Genomic DNA, 16,665 nt, shown 5'->3' with positions numbered 1-16,665 from the left:
CTTTTATCCAGCGCAGCAGGACAGTTCTTTCACATCCTTGTTGAAAGTTTGTGCACAGAGTTTCAAACCTTCCACCATGGTTAAGTAGGGAAACAGTTGATCGCCCAGGTCGATGACAGTCATGCGATTACGGATCGCTAAGACTGCGCTTTGAATGAGCTCACCGCCTTCGTGAGCCAAAATCTGCGCGCCGATCAAGCGTCCGGTTGCCATTTCAACGACGAGCTTGATAAAGCCGTCAGTTTCAAAGTTGGCCAGCGCTCGCGGCACGTTTTCCATATCCAATACGCGACTGTCGGTGTCAATACCCTGCGCGTTGGCCTGCTTTTCGGTCAGTCCGACTGTGGCCACCTGAGGATCCGTAAAGATCACCGCTGGCATGGTGGATAGATCCAGTTTGGCATCCCCTCCCGTCATATTGACCCCGGCACGACTACCCGCTGCTGCCGCGACATAGACAAATTGCGGCATATTAGAGCAATCACCCGCCGCATAAATACCGGGGACGCTGGTTTCCATGCGCTCATTGACGATGATCTCACCGTTTTTCTCGGTGTTGACACCGACCGTATCCAGATTCAGTTGGGCCGTATTGGCATGACGCCCGGTGCTGATCAACAATTGGTCACAAATCAAGGTGCCTGCGTTGGATTCAAGAGTGAACCGCTGACCGTCGTAGGAAACGCTGGACGCTCGAGTATCGCTGAGAATGCGCATCCCTTCTTTTTCAAAGCATTCAGCCAGTTTTTCACCGAGTAGCGGGTCTTCCCGATAGAGCAAGGTGTGACGTGCCAATACCGTCACTTCACTGCCCAAACGACGGTAAGCCTGGGCAATTTCCAGTGCGACAACAGACGAACCGATCACCATCAGGTGTTGTGGCAGGTTCTTGGCAAACAGCGCTTCGGTGGATGTCCAATAAGGAGTATCCACGAGACCATCAATCGGTGGAATAGTCGGTGTTGAACCGGTGGCAATCAAAATCTTATCAGCGTGAATATCTTGTTCAGAACCATCGGCCTTGCTGACGATTAAGGTATTTGCGTCTTTAAATTTCGCATAACCTTTGACCAAACTCAATGCCGGGTTAGAATCGAGAATATTTTGGTATTTGGCGGCCCGCAATTCTTCTACACGCGCCGTTTGTTGTTGCGCCAGCAGAGCACGACTTAATTCGGGCGTGTGATTTGCCAGACCGGCAAAGGGGTTATGGCGTTGTTGCTGCGCCAATTGCGCCGCCCGGATTAAAATTTTAGAAGGCACACAACCAACATTGACACAGCAGCCGCCAATCACGTCAGCCCCTTCGATGATGGTAACCTTGGCACCGCCTTCCGCTGCCTTGATGGCACAGGCAAACGCCCCAGAACCACTGCCAACAATGGCAACATGCAATGATTCCTTGTTGCCGGTACAACAGGATGATTGTTCGTTATTTTCTTGATTAGTCATTTTATCCTCTTAGAGAGTTCATCATCTTTTCCGTTGCCACCCTTGGGTTCTTCATGTGGCGCAGGTTTCATCGTCACAGCGTTTATTAGCCGGTGAAAAAATATCCCATAACGACACCACAACCATCAGGGCGAGCGCCAAATAGGTAACATAGCTACTCCAACCGTATTGGAAAAACGGGTAAAGAGATAACAGCAATAACACGGGGCCGAGCATCCCCAATAAACTGCGATGCCATTGCTTGTGGCTGAACCAGCCAAGCCCATTGATCACCAGAGCGACCCAAGCAAACAGCGGCAACAGCGTGTTGATAAACAGACCTTCCCACTGGCTGAGAAAGCCTAATCCAACGGCGGCCCCAAGGCTGGCAAGGGCCGGAAAACACATAGCGCAGCCCATCGCCGATACGAGCGCACCTAACGATCCGGCTTTATCGCCAATTCGGGTCAAGAGATTGAATAGGTTGGTCATGCTGTTTACCTCATTTGATGGTAGACGGATAGCCTACATTCTTGGTTGCTTCAGTCAGGGTGTTAACGGTGGTTTTTTCGTCGTCAAACGTCACCACGGCAAGCTTGGTCTCAAAGGTCACTTCGGCTTTACTGACGCCCTCGACGTTTTGTAAGGCTTTCTTCACGGTAAAGGGACACGTCACACAGTTCATGGTGGGTACTACCAGGGTCACGGTTTGCTGTTTCGCAAAGGCGGTCAGGCTTGTCAGTGCAAGTAATGTCAATAAAGCAATTTTTTTCATCATTTTCTCCAAAAGATTAAGGTGTATTTTTCAATTCGGCGATCAGGCAAACCAGACAATCCAGTAATTACTAGTGACTAAAACCAGTGCCGTAAGCGCGGTTAACCAAAAAACCACCTGCCGACGTTTGCGTACTTGAGATAGGACACATACCGTGCCTGACTCACAGTCCTCTATAGGGCGATAGACTTTCAATCCTGCAAAGCCAAATAAGGCTATAACCACGAGGATAAAAATGGGCCTGTACGGCTCTAACAGCGTCAGGTTACCAATCCAGGAACCGCTGACGCCAAGTAGCAATAGGACGAACGGCCCCGCACAACACAGGCCCGCGCCTACGGCGGCAATAATCCCACCAATAATGGGTAGATTGGAATCTTTCTCTGACACGCCTTACTCTCCTATATATTTAAGTGATGGGGAAAGTATAAATGCCGTACCCAGGTACGGAGTCAAGCGATTTTAAGGCTAGCTAAGGTTGCAGGGAATCAATGATAGGACAATGGCTATCATCCTCATTACTTTGACATTGGGCTAAGAGTGCGTTGAGCGCTTTTTCCAGGCGACGCAAATCCACCATTTTATCTTTGACGGCGGCGAGTTTGTGCTCGGCCAATTCCTGAACCTGGCCGCAGGGGCTATCATTCAGATTCAGTAAATTGGCTATCTCATTCAGGGTGAACCCCAACTCCTGGGAGCGCTTAATAAAGCGAATTCGGTTAATCGTATCATTGGGGTAATGACGGTACCCAACCTCCGGTTTTGCTGGCTGCTCTATTAATCCACGACGCTCATAGAAACGTATCGTCTCAACATTGATAGCCAGTGTTTTTGCCACTTTGCTGATAGTTTGTGCCATCGCTACTCCTCAGTGCATCCAGCTGGAATGCTTGTTTATGCCTTCAGCGTCTCGCTGAAAAAAATGAAAGCCGCACCCGCGAAACAGAATGCGACGCCTAGTATATCGTAGCCATTGGGTAGCTGTCTTTCCACAGCAGCCCCCCATAATAGTGACGCAGCAATATACACACCACCATAGGCCGCATAGGCACGACCAGCGTAAGAGGCTTCTACTTGTGCCAAAACCCAGGCGAAGGCCACCAGAGAAATGATTCCTGGAACAAGCCAAAGCGGGCTTTTATCCAGTTTCCACCATGCCCAAAAGGCATAGCAGCCAGCAATTTCAAAAAATGCCGCAAGAAAGAAGTACCCAAACGTCACACCATTAACCACCTAAGTTTTAAAACAGTGTGAACACACATAATGCGGGTAATGTTTCAGGGCTCACCCAAAATTCAGTCCTTACCTTTATGCAAGAAGGTCATTTTTCTAGGCACATTCAACGCATGAGGATGCTTTATACGGAACGTCGAAAATTAGTCGCTCAAGTATTCACTCAAGTCTTAGGCGACAAAGTTTCAATTGAGCACCAACTTGGCGGCATGCATATGATCGTAAAACTTAAAAACCAAAATGCCGATGATGTTGCACTATCGAACAGAATGATGAAATCAGGCCTCTACTCTCAAGCACTATCGGAATGGTCAACACGCCCTGTTCATCCAAGTTTAATTTTAAGTTTTACGAATATTCAGACAAAAGCAGAGTGTTACGAATTAGCCCACCGGTTAAAAGAACTAATGATTTGATATTGGGTCACTGGTTCGAGTCCAGTCGGAGGAGCGACCTATTCCAAAGACTGAAACTTCATATAAGGAAAGAGTTAACATAAAGTTTTTTACGAGATTATAAAGATGGATTATTTTGTGTTAAGTTTAAAACGTTCGTGGTTATTGACTATACTATTTACGACATTCTTCAGAAGAAATATTGAGCTACTTTAGAAATAAGTCAGTTCAGGTGGCAATTTACTATGGGCAAGAAGCAATATTGGAACTCAGAAGCCAAAAACCGGCGTTGGATCAAAGATGGTCGTGGTCAAGGCACAGGATCAAACTATAAACCTTGGTTAACTGTTCGAGATGTGGCTTCCGAAGGCCGTTCACATCGAGTCTTTGGGCACATAAGTCAGCGTACTCACCACCTACTCTCCGATCTCGAACTTGCAACATTTCTTCTGCTTCAATGGCGCTCCACTACCACAGATATTCGAGAACAATTCCCACTAGATCGTGAAGTGACGCGGGAGATAAGTGAACGATTAGGAATCGAACATCCAAATCATCACGGAGTTGACCAATACATGAGCAGTGACTTTGTTGTTGATTCTCGAGAAAAAGATAGGCCGCGATTTACTATTCAGGTCAAAACATCGGAAGCTTATAGTAACCCTAGGACAATAGAAAAACTTGAGATTGAACGCCTTTACTGGCGTGAGAAAGGAGTACCAATTTTTTGGGTCACTGAGAATCAGATATCGCCAATTGTATTTGAGAATATTAACCTTCTTTATAACCATATTGACGATGACACCGATCACGATGATCTCTTAGTTCAATTTGAAATTTTTAGTAAACATATACGAGCGAGTGAAAATCTGAGGGTTAAAGAATTATGTATGAAACTCGACGCTTCATATGATAACTCACCAGGTGAGGCTCTATACCAAGTTAAAAGATTGCTTGCGCAACGCTATTGTCATTTTGACATAACTAAACCGTTTACAGAGTTACGATGTTCCGACATTACAGTTGAAACTTTCGATGCTCTGCAGGAGAGTTGGTGTGTTTCAAGTTAATGAGGTGATCCAGTTAGAAGATAAGCTTTACAGAGTGCTTGTAACGACAAATATCCATGTTGTATGGATTTCTATCGATGACCAAAAAGCCTTTCCAGATATTATTGAGCTTTCACAACTCGAATCCCTCTTATTAGAAGAAAAGGTAATTCGCGTTGATGATCCATTTGGGTATGTAATAAACCTACTGCCTGAGCCAGGCTCCAAAGAATCAATGATTCGAGATAGAAACTATCAAATTATTAAGCCGCTAATCGAAGATGCTAATTTTTATATAAAAAAGATTCGAGCAAAACATGTCGTGAATATTCTCGATGCTGGTGACGTTTCAAGGCCATATGTCTATAAGTTGATTCGTCGTTATTGGCAAAGAGGACAGGTGCCAAATGCCTTGCTTCCTGATTACAAAAACTCAGGAGCGAAAGGTCAGAAACGGATTGCTAATGACAAAAAACTCGGCCGCCCAAGAAAAATCATGGAAGGAACAGGTGCGATAGTAGATGAGCAAACTGAAAAACTATTCCGAATAATTATTGATAAATACATTTTCAAGAAGCAATTCTCTATTGCACGAGCGCACCGTAAATTCAAAGGGCTTTATGACAACATATTCCCTGGTGTGCCTGAATCAGAAAAACCAACGAAGCGCCAACTAAGTTACTTCTTAGACCGCGAATATAAGAATGTGGATAAAATTAAGGCGGGTGTATCAGATATCATTTATAAAAAAGATGTCCGCCCGTTGCATAGTACCGCAACTATTCAAGCTTTAGGGCCTGGGTCGCGTTATGAGATAGATGCCACGATTGCCGACGTAATATTAGTATCAGACCATGACCGAAATCAGCCTGTCGGGCGACCTACTGTTTATATTGTAATAGATGTTTTTTCGAGACTAATTGTTGGCTGGTACATCGGTTTTGAAAACCCGTCTTATGTTGCGGCAATACAATCACTTCATTTGGCGTTAAACGACAAGAGCCAATTATTCAAAGATTTAGAGATTGAAACTGATAGTTTTTCTTGGCCTGATCCTGGTTTGCCAGAAGCAATACTTGCTGATCGAGGAGAGCTTATCGGTCATCAGATTGAAGGTTTAGAATCAAGTTATAGAGTTAGGATCGAAAATACACCCCCTTATCGAGGAGATGCGAAAGGAATCGTCGAACAAAGGTTTCGGACGCTCCAAGCAGAATTCAAGAAATTTACTCCAGGAGAAGTGGTTGGCCCAACCATAAGAAAGAGAGGCGGTAAAAACTATTGGCTTGACGGCAAATTAACTATCTCGGAGTTTACCGAAATCATAGTTTCATCAATCGTTATGAGGAATTTTGTAGATCCAATGACGAAGTATGACCGAGCGAAGGACATGCCTGCAGATTTACCATCAATACCAATTCATCTTTGGAATTGGGGGCTTCAAAATCGAACTGGTCGCCTACGTAAAGCTAATGCAAAATCGATCCGTATTGCGCTACTGCCGAGAGAGCAAGCTAGTGTATCAGCACAAGGTATATGTCTATTTGGTGTTTATTACTCTGCCTCAGAAATTGTCGAACTTGGCTGGATGCATCGCTCGGACAAATCAAATAGGCCTAAAAAAGTTGAGGTCGCTTTTGATCCAAATTTTGCCGATGAGATTTATTTATTTCATACCGGAGGAAGTCGAGCCCATTGGGTATGCCGCATTACTGATTTATCGAGGGAGTTTAGGGGTGTAACGTTTTGGGAAGTTTGGCGTAAACAGAGACAGATCAAAGTGCAAGGTGCGCAAGATAATCTGCAAGCTGATAAACTTCGCAAGCATCATGAAGATCGTGTTGAAGACATCATTTCGTCGGCAATTAAACAAACACCGAAGACAAGCGCTACAAATGTTGAGCGAATGAAAGGAGTCAGTCATGCACGGTCTGAACAGCTTGCGAAAGAACGGGGTCAGCGTCGACCAAAAAGGTCTGAGCGCGAGCAACTTGCAAAGGTAGTTCATCTAACTCCGCCTGAAGATAGTGATGACTACCCGGATTTTGAAGACGAATTGTTTGATGATGGAGACAATTAATGGAACAGCCTAATCATTTTGTTACAGCGTCTTACCAGTCAACAGGTATAAAACGTTACGATGGTAACCCCTTTATTGAAGCACTCCCTCCCATCTTGTCCGTTGCTCAAGCAGGCAAGAGCATCAAGGGGCAGGTAGGTTTTCATCCCTCTGATCGGCTGGCGGATCCTAAATCCAGAATGCACATGGTCGTTTCGCTGTTGGATGATTATTTTCAGCCTCTCTCGCAACATGTTCAGTTGCAAGAGAAAATCGACATGATGCTTCGCATGGGGTACGTCGGCAGAAACATCAGTGACGGTTCACTAAACAGAAAGCTGCAAGAAGGCTACGAGCTGATCAAGTCTGGAGGGGAAGTCACAGCAAATTTCGCTGTTGAAAAAACCACAGCGAGAAGCATGTCTTTAGTGGGTATCTCAGGAAGTGGCAAAACCAGCTCTTTAGAACGGGTGCTGGAAACTTATCCGCAAGTGATCTACCACGAGCAGCAAAATTTCTTTCAGGTGACTTACTTGAAGATCGAATGCCCGAGTAATGGCGACCTTGAAAGCCTGTGTCTTAACTTCTTTAGTGCTGTTGATAGCGTGCTGGGTTCGGATTACGAACGCCGTTATGCAAAACAACGCCTGTCTGTTCCAAAAATGCTGGCTTTGATGCGGCAAACGGCAAATAATCGCGCGATAGGAATTTTGGTCATCGACGAGATACAGCGATTAAGCCAGGTGCGTTCAGGTGGCAAGGAACAAATGTTAGAATTTTTTGTTGAACTCGTAAATACAGTAGGCATTCCGATCGTGTTAGTGGGTACGCCAAAGGCTCGCCCAATTTTTGAACTAGAATTACAATCTGGGAGACGAAGTGCCGGTCTTGGCTCCATTTATTGGGAGACTATTCCACAATATGTTTCTAAAGGCTACGGAAAGGAGTCAAACCTTAATTGGATTAGGTTGTCAGACAGCCTCTGGAAGTATCAGTGGCTGAAACACGGAGATGACCCTCTCACTGATGAGATTAGAGATTGTTGGTATGACTTATCCCAAGGTGTCCTAGATATTGTTGTAAAGTTGTTTGTATTAGCTCAGCTTCGTGCCATAGCAAATAAGAAAGAACGAATTACTGTGGGCATTCTACAGTCGGTATACAAGCAGGAGCTTAAGCCCGTTCACCCTATGCTGGATGCATTAAGGTCGGGTGATGCCGACAAAATTACAAAGTACTCAGATATGCGTGTCGTAGATCTAGATAAACGGATTATTCAGCTGGGCGCGGAAATCTTGAATGTCGTTCAAAAGCAAGAGGAAAGGTTGTTTGGTGGTAACCAGGACGCTCTGCGATTATACAATGTGATATTGCAGATCGAGGAAACCTTTGATGAGCAGGGCGTAGCCAAACTTGTTGAACGGGTTTTCAAAGAGCATCCAGACTATAGCCTTCATGAAATGATTCCCATTTTGGTGAGGTGGTACAAATCGAATGAAGGTCAAATAAGGGAAGTTAAGTCCATAACGAAAGTTAAGGAAAAAAATTGGCTTGATTTAGACGTCAAAGATCTAAGGTATCAATACGCTTATTGCAAAGAAGAAAAACTTTCACTGGTAGAGCAGCTTGAGCAAAACGGTCAGATGTTCGACCTAGATGGTTGGGCTGAAGGTTATTAATGCTCGGGTACCCGCCCCCTTATCCTGAGGAGCTGCTGTATAGTACGACAGCAAGAGCAGGTGTTCATGATGGCGAAACATCGCCTAAGCAGTTGTTGGATAAGGTATTCAATAATCGCAAAGTAGTTGCGACAGTGGATTTACCTAACCATGTATTGGCCCTAGCTGAGCAGTATCCTCTAGCACTCGGATTAGTTACTAAAACTCTAATATCTCGTCATACACTCTGGCCCATTTATGCATCATTCCTGCCACGCGAGCGAAATAAAAAGTTAAAAAAATGGATGAGTGGCAGCTCCCGAGGCGCTGTACATTTGGCCAGTGGTATAGCCGCCTCAAAAGTGAAAGCTAAACAACGACTTTTTGTTTGCTTAGAGTGCTTGAAAGTCCAGAAACAAAAATATGGGGAGTGCTTTTGGAATAGACTTTGGCAGGTTCCCCTACTAAAGGTATGCCCAGCGCACGGCCCATTGCATACCACAAGCGTTGAGCTTGACGGAGAGCATCGGCACTCATATCTGCCTGTTGAGGAGGCAGAAATATTGGAACCAGTTAAAGCTGCGGCTGTTGACAGCATTTTTTCCCATCAAACAGCTAACTTATTGCAGGTGCAAAATGAAGGAATTAGTTTTTCTCAATGGACGGCATTTTATAAGTGGTTCGCGTCGAGCCAAGGGTGTTTTTATGGGCGAAGGGTTGACCATAGTAAGATTCACGAAACTGTAATCCAATTCTGGGGCAAACGTTGGCTTGCAAACGCCGGTATTCTTCCATCAGAGACGGAAACTTCTTGGCTGAGGGGTCTGTTCAGAAAACATAGGAAAAGCTTTAGTTTTGCTGAGCATATTGTGGTTATATCTGCCCTTTCCAATGGCGCGATAAGTATTGGTGATGCCATTGATAAAGCATCAAGGATGGTAATAAACAGCGAAAAAGTCATCCAAGAAAAAGAGCCGGAGCTAATTACTGAAAACCAATTGAGCCAAGACCAAATCAAGTGGAAACAGCTCCTTGAACAAATGCCACCAAAGGCATCTCGTCAGCAAAATTCAGCACTCTATGCACGGCTTTATCGAAACCACTACGACTGGTTGATATACATCGACAGTGTATATCATGCAGATTATATAACAGTTAACAAACGTGTCGACTGGCCACAACGAGACAAACAAGTGACTAAAGAGCTGCGCCACGCTTATGAAAATCTATCTGAAGACTTAAGCGCTCCCCGACTAAGCAGAACATTCCTGATTCACCAGCTTGAACACCGAGCAACAGTCGAAAAAAACCTTCATCGTTTACCTCGTTCTTCAACATTGCTTTCCATTTACACAGAGAGTATCACTGAGTATCAGGCTCGAAGGCTTACCCGTGCTTATTTCTCGATGCAAGAGCGTGGGCAGGAAATTAAGCGCTGGTCTTTGCTTCGGCAAGCTGGTTTAAGTGATGAGCGAATGACAGCCATTGTTGCAGAGCTTTTAAAGGAGATGTTGAGTGAGTCTACATGAGGCAAGGTTTAAAAAGCTTAATGATGATTCCAGAGTACTAGGCATCGGTTCTCTTTTTCGTGGCAAAGATAGAAAAACTTGGGCGATCAACGTTGACTTTAATGGTGGGACTTCGCAGAGTATGCAATTCAGCAATATACCAGTACTTGCCAGAAAGCGTGTTTTAAACCCGACGATACAGCATGAATTTGCTGGCTTTCCAGTTGATTTCTTAATTGAAAATGCCCAGAAGTGGGAAGTGGCCAAGGCGTCTGATTGCCCTGCGTATCAGGCACATAGACATGGTAAAGACGGCAACCAACTTTGTTTTGTTGTGCAGGTTGGAAGCACTCGGGTGTTTATCCCGCAATTAGAGTTGGCTCGCGCGCTTTTTTATCATGACCCGTTTCTTGCTCGCCTAAGTCTTCAGCATAATGCTCTGGCTGAAGACTTCATCCTCGGCAAAAGAGATGACGGTCAGCCCATGATTATCGTTCGAGAAGGAGCTGAATATCCAGTATCTTACTTTAACCGAGATGATAACCGCCGTTTTCTCAGTTGGGTGCTGCTTGATCGCGCGGCCAGAGCCTCCTTTGAAAGTATCGGTATTCACCTAATAAAAAACCAGTACCAGCAAAAAAATTATCTGCATTGGAGCTTCCAGTTCACACCACCGCCCCTGTCGGACTTGGAACTTGGGGCTAGCGGATGGGGAGACAGAAACTCGAATAGCTTCTTTGTTTGGGAAGTAACCAAACTCTACAGCTTGCCCTCGGACATAAAAGGCGAGATTGATTTCTATCACCCAGGTTATGAGCGAAAAGTTGGTGGAAAACCAACCAAAGGCGATGGAAAGCAAGGGGAAGCTCCTGATCAGTACGAACTGGATGATGACGAGCTTTCGGATGTGGATAAGGCTACGATAGTGCTTATGTCAAAGCGAGTAGCTGTGTCGTTTAGAACGCCTCATATCACAAACAGAATCGCGAGTAAGACTAAAGCTGTAAACCATTTTATTGGCGATGGTGACAAAGAAGTTTTGGATAAATGCCTAAGTCAAAATGAAAAAGAAGAGTCCGGTAATCTACCTGGAGGCTCATGGAATAACCTAGATGATCAAACGGACGATGCCCATCTGTATATTGGAAAGTTTCAGTCATTCTTCAAAATGGTCGACAGTCTAGTTGCAAAACATGGCTGTATATTAGTCAGAAAAGAGATAACAAAACTTCCGAAGGTGGGTGACGGAAAGAAACATTGGTTAGCCGACATGCAAAATCCTCGTTGTATGGCTATTGTTGAGTTGGAGTTCAGCAACCAGTTTTATACTTTATTGGAAGTAGATACCTCGGATGGTGCAGCGAAACTATCGACCATACTGCTTACGTCTTCGCTAGGGTGGGCAAAAGCAAACGAGAAAGCGATTCTGTATCGAATTATGAAGAAGTCTCTGGGCTGGCCAAGTGACTACTTTAAAGAACGATTAGGCGAAAAGACATACAAAGGGATACCGCATCCGAAATCTAAGCATTCCACAGATCTTCCACCAGAGGTCATAGAGCCTTGGGCGCAGAGAGTTGTTCATTGGATTTTGCGTACGGTATAAATTACCTAGAGGTACTTAACTGAACGCCCACACAAAATGCCTATATCGAACGATTTAATCGTACTTATAGGAATGAGGTACTAGATTGTTATTTGTTTAATTCACTCAGTGAAGTGAGAGAAATAACCGATGACTGGGTGATTGATTACAATTTTGAACGACCGCATGAGTCGTTTAATGATTTACCACCAAAGGTGTATGAACAACAATTAGCTTGAGAATACTCTATTCAAATGTGTTCTAAATTTGGGAGGGTTACACCCTTATGGCGAACTCGCGCACGGTGAACAAGGCTTGGTCGATGATTACGGAGAAATGCTCGGCCTTACTGGAAAGCGAGCTGTTTTACGTGCCTTGCGAGCTCTTGGCAAACGTAAGAGGGAAGCTAATAAATTGCCTTGCCCATGCAGTTGTGGCCTGAGATTGGGGCGTTGTGATTATCGCTTTGCATTGAACGGATTTCAAAACATTGAGCGTCGGCGCTGGTTCAGGTGTCACCTTAGTGATTCTTTCACCCCTGTAGAGAAACCAAGGCGTAAAAATAAAAAGATCATAAGTTCCAAGTAAAAAAATTATTAAGGCTGTGCTACAGCTTTAATCTGAAAGCAAGCTCAAGCTCGATATTCGGCAGAGAAGCCAAAGAGCTCGAGCATAAGTTTAGAGTTTGTTAACAACTTTATTGGTGATACTTTTCTTTTTTGGAAATCACAGAACGTTGAAAGTTAACAACTTTATTTTTATTTACAAAATAACCACTATAATAAAGTCAATAGGTTAGGAGGTCATTTGTTAACAACTTTATTGTCCGCCAACAGTACGTTGCCAAATACTCAGCTGACTAAAGCTGTGCTGAAATTTTCGACTGGTATCGCGAATAACAAAGGGCACATCGGTGGGGTCGTTAACTAATTTAAAATGCTCACCTAAGTGATCTTTTAAGCCTTCTAAGGTGGAATATGGCTCGCCATCCTTACGAATGCCGCCTAACCAGTTTTCTTTAGGCGTGAACTCTTCCAGCCATGTGTAAGGTGAAGCAATGGCCAATAGGCCGCCGACGTTAATTCTGTGGCGAATATCATTTAGGAAAACGGCGGGTGTGCGTAAACGGTCAATAAGGTTAATGGCCAGTACTAAGTCATAATTGGTAAATTGTGGTTTTAGGTTGGTAGCATCACCTTGAAAAAACTCAATATTGTCGCGATTGTTGCTAAGGCCAATGTGCTCTAAAGTTTGTTCATGATAGGAGACTATTTCACCTTCTTCGATTAGCTCATAATGAATTTTGCCTTTTTGCTGCATTTGATGAGCAATGCGGATAAAGCGCGCAGAAAAGTCGATGCCAGTGACCGCATCAAAATGTTGTGCCAGTTCAAAAGAAGCCCTGCCAACGGCGCAACCTAAATCAAGTGCGCGAGTGGTGGGTTTATCTTGCAGTTGTTCCAAACATAATTGAACACAATGAGCAGAAAGGTCTTTTACATCAAAGTAAGTCGGGCCGTAATGAAAGTGGCAATACTGAGAGACAGCGGTATCGGTTTCGTACATAGCAGATGGTTTTTCCATAGGTTGTGTTGATTCTACATAGCGGAATCCCGCATGTTGATAAAAGTGGCGCCTAAAGGCATAGCGTGCGTGTTTGGTGGCCTCGTTGCCGGTTGAAATCCAACAGCCGCCTTTAATTAAATTATGTTGTGTGTCAAAGGTGGGGGTGGAAAAATCGTCATATAACGGGTGAACTTCAAAGCCATCAAAGCCACTGATGGGTGTTTCTGTCCATTGCCATGCGTTGCCGATTAAGTCGTGAAATTCGCCAAAGGCAAAGTGATCAACTGGGCAGGCAGATGCCCAATGTTCCAGATTAATGTTGCCGGGTGCTTGTTCCCACTCTGGTTGGTCAGGAATATTGTGAAGCTGGTGTAAGTGTTGCCATTGCTCCTCGGTGGGTAGGCGAATAGGTTTTCCTTTCTTTTCGCTAAGCCAGTTACAAAACGCTTTTGCTTCTAAGTAATTGACCTCTGCTGGCCAGTTCCAAGGCATTTCTTGCTCCTCTAATAAGGTGCGAAGAAGGTAGCGATCATCTTTTTGTATCCAAAAAAGCGGGTGTTCGGGTTTTTTATATTGCACCCAGTTCCAGCCTTCTTCGGTCCAAAATCTTTTTTGGTGATAGCCGTTGTCTTTTATGAAGCTGAGAAACTCAGCATTAGAAACAAGGTACTTACTGGCGGAAAACTCTTCAATATCGACAACTTTTTCACCGTATTCGTTATCCCAGCCATAGGTTTTGTGGTTTTTATCTTTACCAAGTTTAATGCGCCCACTTTCAACATTAAGCAGTTCATTACTAGGGGCTTCTCCTACATGAGGGCAAACATTCCAAGTGCTATGTTGCTGCAAATGTTCAAGCGGCATTTGGCGAATAATAGCGGAAGAGGTTTCAATATGGATACGTTGGTGCTCAATGCCCATAAGAATAGGCCAAAACGGGCTTTCCCAAGTAATCGGAAGTTCGAGCGGTAGGGTGCTTATAAGTGAATCAATCAGTGTTAAGACGGTTTGTCGGTACGTCTGTACCTCGCTGATGATAGGCCAATCGTAATTGGCCTCATTCAAGTCATCCCACGACATTTCATCCACACCGACGGCGAAGATTGATTCAAAGCGCGGGTTAACACGCCGTTGGATCAGCGAGGCAAGGCTGAGTTTATTGATGAAAAAAGTAGCAGTATGGCCGTAATAAAAAACAAGGGGGTGACGGAGAGATTCAGGCCTTAAATAAAAAGCCTCATCATGTTTTAGTGTGCTGTATAACTGTTCTTCTAGCTGAAATGTTTTGTGTAGGTAGTCGCGAATTTCTTCTCTTTTTTGTTCAACGGACCCTGTGTTCAGCAAAATTGTTTTAGTTATTTTTACGTCATGATTAATTTCTTCTGCTACGGATGACATGTTTCCCCTCGTTGGTTACATTCCTTTTAGTCTATTACTGGCTTTGAAAAAAGCAAAGGTATTACACATAAGATTTGTTAATAGGTGATTAAAGTCAATTATTGTAAATGATGCTGGGTAGCCAGGTCGTTAGCGCTGGCCAAACAGCCAATAAGGCTAATAGGACTAGTTGTATTAATATAAATGGTAGAACGCCTCGGTATATTTGACTGGTTTTAATAGCCGCCGGTGCAACACCGCGTAAGTAAAATAATGCAAATCCAAAAGGTGGTGTAAGGAACGAAGTTTGTAGGTTTAACGCAATCATAATACCCAGCCAAACTGGGTTGATATCCATTGCTAATAAAATAGGTGCAACAATGGGTACGACAACAAAGGTTATTTCAATAAAATCTAACACGAAGCCTAAAAAAAACATAACCAGCATGACCACCAGCATAGCGCCGAATACCCCACCTGGTAAGTCAGACAGTAATTCTTCTATCAGTTCATCTCCGCCAAAACCTCTAAAAACTAACGAAAATAGCGAAGCGCCAATCAATATAAAAAACACCATACTGGTAACCTGAGTGGTGTCCTGTGTTACAGCTTTTAATTGGGCAAGGCTAAGTTGTTTTTTTAAATAAGCGAGAAAAGTTGCGCCTACCGCGCCAACAGAAGCGGCCTCGGTTGGTGTTGCGATGCCGGCAATAATAGAACCCAAGACGGCGATAATTAAAACCAAGGGCGGCATTAGGCCGGTTATTAAGCCTAAATAAAGTGATTTATCGACCTGTTGGCGGGGTAAAGCCGGGCAGCTGGATGGTTTAAAAAAAGCCAGGCCAGCTAAGTATATTAAATACAAAGCCACTAATAAAATACCTGGAATTAGGGCGCCAGCAAACAGGTCACCAACGGAAACAGTGTCTGGCGAAAAAATGCCCATATCGAGTTGAGCTTGCTGATAGGCAGATGAAATAACATCGCCAAGTAGCACTAATACAATGGAAGGGGGGATAATTTGACCCAGTGTGCCAGAGGCACAAATGGTGCCGCAAGCCAGCGCCGGGTCATATTGACGTTTTAGCATGGTCGGTAAAGACAATAACCCCATGGTTACAACGGTGGCCCCGACAATACCGGTGCTTGCAGCCATTAACATACCAACTAATACAACCGAGAAACCTAAACCGCCCGGTAGGGTGCCAAATAGCTTAGACATGTTTTCAAGCAGGCTTTCGGCAATTTTAGCCTTTTCTAGCATCACGCCCATAAATACAAATAAGGGAACGGCAATTAATGTGTCGTTTTCTATAATGCCAAATAATCGATTCGGTAAGGCGGCTAAAAAAGCAGTGTCAAAGGTGCCAAAGTAATCACCGGCAAAGGCAAAAATTAAAGCGGTTCCTGCCAAACTAATGGCAACGGGGTAGCCCATTAGTAAAACAAGAAAGACAACGGCAAACATCCATAAGGCAATACTACCGTCCATGATTAGCCTCGCGTAAGGTGCAAATTGATTTAATGATTTCCGATAAGCCTTGCAAGAACAATAAAAAAGCCATCAGTGGAATTAACGATTTAAGTAAGAAGACGCCGTCTAGTCCACCTGCTTCTCTAGAGCCTTCAAAGTAAGCCCACGAAGTAGATACGTAGTCCCAGCTGGCATGTGCGATAAAGATACTTACGGGGAGCAATAAAAACACTGAGCCCAGCAAATTGACGATAGCGCGACCTTTCGGCCCTAGGCGTTGATAGAAAATATCTACACGTACATGACCATTTATTTTAAGTGTATGTGCAATGGCCAACATAAATACTAAGCCATGCAGGTAGGTTATGGACTCTTGTGCGGCGATCGAGCCGATGTTGAAGCCGTAACGTAAGGTCACAATGCCAAACATAACGACAACCATCAAAGCAACGAACCAAGAAACGGTATTAAAAATAACCCTGTTAATAGAGTCTATAAGACAGATCAGCGTATTGAACATGTGGTTTGAGTTTCATAACGAAGAGGCTATATTAC

At 44.2% G+C, this 16,665-nt stretch carries 15 protein-coding genes and 1 pseudogene; 7 read left to right on the top strand and 9 right to left on the bottom strand.

Annotation, left to right across the window (positions count from 1 at the left end; genetic code table 11):
• Nucleotides 1-3: 3 nt before the first annotated feature.
• The 6 genes from merA to CYCME_RS12210 form a co-directional block, all read right to left on the bottom strand.
• Entirely contained in the window at nucleotides 4-1,452 is a 1,449-nt protein-coding gene (gene merA / locus CYCME_RS12235) for a mercury(II) reductase (protein ID WP_020931869.1), read from the bottom strand.
• A 51-nt stretch (nucleotides 1,453-1,503) separates the two neighbouring features.
• Nucleotides 1,504-1,923, bottom strand: coding sequence for an organomercurial transporter MerC (merC, locus tag CYCME_RS12230; RefSeq protein WP_020931870.1), 420 nt, complete (start codon nucleotides 1,921-1,923; stop codon nucleotides 1,504-1,506).
• A 10-nt stretch (nucleotides 1,924-1,933) separates the two neighbouring features.
• Nucleotides 1,934-2,206, bottom strand: coding sequence for a mercury resistance system periplasmic binding protein MerP (gene merP / locus CYCME_RS12225; RefSeq protein ID WP_020931871.1), 273 nt, complete (start codon nucleotides 2,204-2,206; stop codon nucleotides 1,934-1,936).
• A gap of 42 nt (nucleotides 2,207-2,248) precedes the next feature.
• The gene (locus tag CYCME_RS12220; RefSeq protein WP_020931872.1) at nucleotides 2,249-2,596 is read right to left on the bottom strand and encodes a mercuric transporter MerT family protein; all 348 of its coding nucleotides are present in this window, start codon (nucleotides 2,594-2,596) and stop codon (nucleotides 2,249-2,251) included.
• Nucleotides 2,597-2,678: 82 nt separating this feature from the next.
• Complete coding sequence (gene merR, locus CYCME_RS12215) at nucleotides 2,679-3,065, bottom strand: Hg(II)-responsive transcriptional regulator (RefSeq protein ID WP_020931873.1); 387 nt, start codon at nucleotides 3,063-3,065, stop codon at nucleotides 2,679-2,681.
• Between the two features lie 35 nt (nucleotides 3,066-3,100).
• Nucleotides 3,101-3,427 carry a YnfA family protein gene (locus tag CYCME_RS12210; protein WP_020931874.1) on the bottom strand — a complete coding sequence of 109 codons (327 nt, stop codon included), beginning with the start codon at nucleotides 3,425-3,427 and terminating at the stop codon, nucleotides 3,101-3,103.
• A 29-nt stretch (nucleotides 3,428-3,456) separates the two neighbouring features.
• Between CYCME_RS12210 and CYCME_RS12205 the strand changes: the two genes are divergently transcribed.
• The 7 genes and pseudogenes from CYCME_RS12205 to CYCME_RS13005 all read left to right on the top strand — a co-directional run.
• Nucleotides 3,457-3,855, top strand: a complete 399-nt coding sequence (locus tag CYCME_RS12205; RefSeq protein ID WP_020931875.1) for a Transcriptional regulator with HTH domain and aminotransferase domain-containing protein (MocR family) — start codon at nucleotides 3,457-3,459, stop codon at nucleotides 3,853-3,855.
• Between the two features lie 224 nt (nucleotides 3,856-4,079).
• The gene (locus tag CYCME_RS12200) at nucleotides 4,080-4,904 is read left to right on the top strand and encodes a heteromeric transposase endonuclease subunit TnsA (protein ID WP_020931876.1); all 825 of its coding nucleotides are present in this window, start codon (nucleotides 4,080-4,082) and stop codon (nucleotides 4,902-4,904) included.
• Entirely contained in the window at nucleotides 4,891-6,963 is a 2,073-nt protein-coding gene (locus CYCME_RS12195) for a Mu transposase C-terminal domain-containing protein (RefSeq protein ID WP_020931877.1), read from the top strand. Before CYCME_RS12200 ends, CYCME_RS12195 begins: the two co-directional genes overlap by 14 nt.
• Entirely contained in the window at nucleotides 6,963-8,621 is a 1,659-nt protein-coding gene (locus CYCME_RS12190; protein ID WP_020931878.1) for an AAA family ATPase, read from the top strand. Before CYCME_RS12195 ends, CYCME_RS12190 begins: the two co-directional genes overlap by 1 nt.
• Nucleotides 8,621-10,129 carry a TnsD family Tn7-like transposition protein gene (locus CYCME_RS12185; RefSeq protein ID WP_020931879.1) on the top strand — a complete coding sequence of 503 codons (1,509 nt, stop codon included), beginning with the start codon at nucleotides 8,621-8,623 and terminating at the stop codon, nucleotides 10,127-10,129. The genes CYCME_RS12190 and CYCME_RS12185 overlap by 1 nt, the downstream gene beginning before the upstream one ends.
• Nucleotides 10,116-11,714, top strand: coding sequence for a Tn7-like element transposition protein TnsE (locus tag CYCME_RS12180; RefSeq protein ID WP_020931880.1), 1,599 nt, complete (start codon nucleotides 10,116-10,118; stop codon nucleotides 11,712-11,714). Before CYCME_RS12185 ends, CYCME_RS12180 begins: the two co-directional genes overlap by 14 nt.
• Nucleotides 11,715-11,740: 26 nt before the next feature.
• A pseudogene (locus CYCME_RS13005) lies at nucleotides 11,741-11,932 on the top strand (integrase core domain-containing protein); the annotation flags it as partial.
• Nucleotides 11,933-12,512: 580 nt separating this feature from the next.
• Here the strand turns inward: CYCME_RS13005 and ovoA are convergent.
• The 3 genes from ovoA to CYCME_RS12165 all read right to left on the bottom strand — a co-directional run bounded on the left by ovoA (nucleotide 12,513) and on the right by CYCME_RS12165 (nucleotide 16,540).
• Nucleotides 12,513-14,657, bottom strand: coding sequence for a 5-histidylcysteine sulfoxide synthase (ovoA, locus tag CYCME_RS12175; protein ID WP_020933207.1), 2,145 nt, complete (start codon nucleotides 14,655-14,657; stop codon nucleotides 12,513-12,515).
• A gap of 94 nt (nucleotides 14,658-14,751) precedes the next feature.
• A complete protein-coding gene (locus tag CYCME_RS12170; RefSeq protein ID WP_020161686.1) occupies nucleotides 14,752-16,128 on the bottom strand; it encodes a TRAP transporter large permease in 1,377 nt (458 codons plus the stop codon).
• The gene (locus CYCME_RS12165) at nucleotides 16,118-16,540 is read right to left on the bottom strand and encodes a TRAP transporter small permease subunit (RefSeq protein ID WP_223253198.1); all 423 of its coding nucleotides are present in this window, start codon (nucleotides 16,538-16,540) and stop codon (nucleotides 16,118-16,120) included. The genes CYCME_RS12170 and CYCME_RS12165 overlap by 11 nt, the downstream gene beginning before the upstream one ends.
• Between the last annotated feature and the right edge of the window lie 125 nt (nucleotides 16,541-16,665).

The sequence above is a fragment of the Cycloclasticus zancles 78-ME genome, from assembly GCF_000442595.1.
GTDB classification, from domain to species: Bacteria; Pseudomonadota; Gammaproteobacteria; order Methylococcales; family Cycloclasticaceae; genus Cycloclasticus; species Cycloclasticus pugetii.
The sequence above is the reverse complement of the archived record's forward strand: the minus strand, read 5'-3'. Positions and strand labels throughout refer to the sequence as shown.

Bases quoted from the DNA above. Each gene is read 5' to 3' on its own strand.
- CYCME_RS12165 (WP_223253198.1), bottom strand. From the start codon at position 16,540: ATGTTTGGCATTGTGACCTTACGTTACGGCTTCAACATCGGCTCGATC.
- CYCME_RS12200 (WP_020931876.1), top strand. From the start codon at position 4,080: ATGGGCAAGAAGCAATATTGGAACTCAGAAGCCAAAAACCGGCGTTGG.
- merP (WP_020931871.1), bottom strand. From the start codon at position 2,206: ATGAAAAAAATTGCTTTATTGACATTACTTGCACTGACAAGCCTGACC.
- merC (WP_020931870.1), bottom strand. From the start codon at position 1,923: ATGACCAACCTATTCAATCTCTTGACCCGAATTGGCGATAAAGCCGGA.
- CYCME_RS12190 (WP_020931878.1), top strand. From the start codon at position 6,963: ATGGAACAGCCTAATCATTTTGTTACAGCGTCTTACCAGTCAACAGGT.
- CYCME_RS12170 (WP_020161686.1), bottom strand. From the start codon at position 16,128: ATGGACGGTAGTATTGCCTTATGGATGTTTGCCGTTGTCTTTCTTGTT.
- CYCME_RS12185 (WP_020931879.1), top strand. From the start codon at position 8,621: ATGCTCGGGTACCCGCCCCCTTATCCTGAGGAGCTGCTGTATAGTACG.
- merR (WP_020931873.1), bottom strand. From the start codon at position 3,065: ATGGCACAAACTATCAGCAAAGTGGCAAAAACACTGGCTATCAATGTT.
- ovoA (WP_020933207.1), bottom strand. From the start codon at position 14,657: ATGTCATCCGTAGCAGAAGAAATTAATCATGACGTAAAAATAACTAAA.
- merA (WP_020931869.1), bottom strand. From the start codon at position 1,452: ATGACTAATCAAGAAAATAACGAACAATCATCCTGTTGTACCGGCAAC.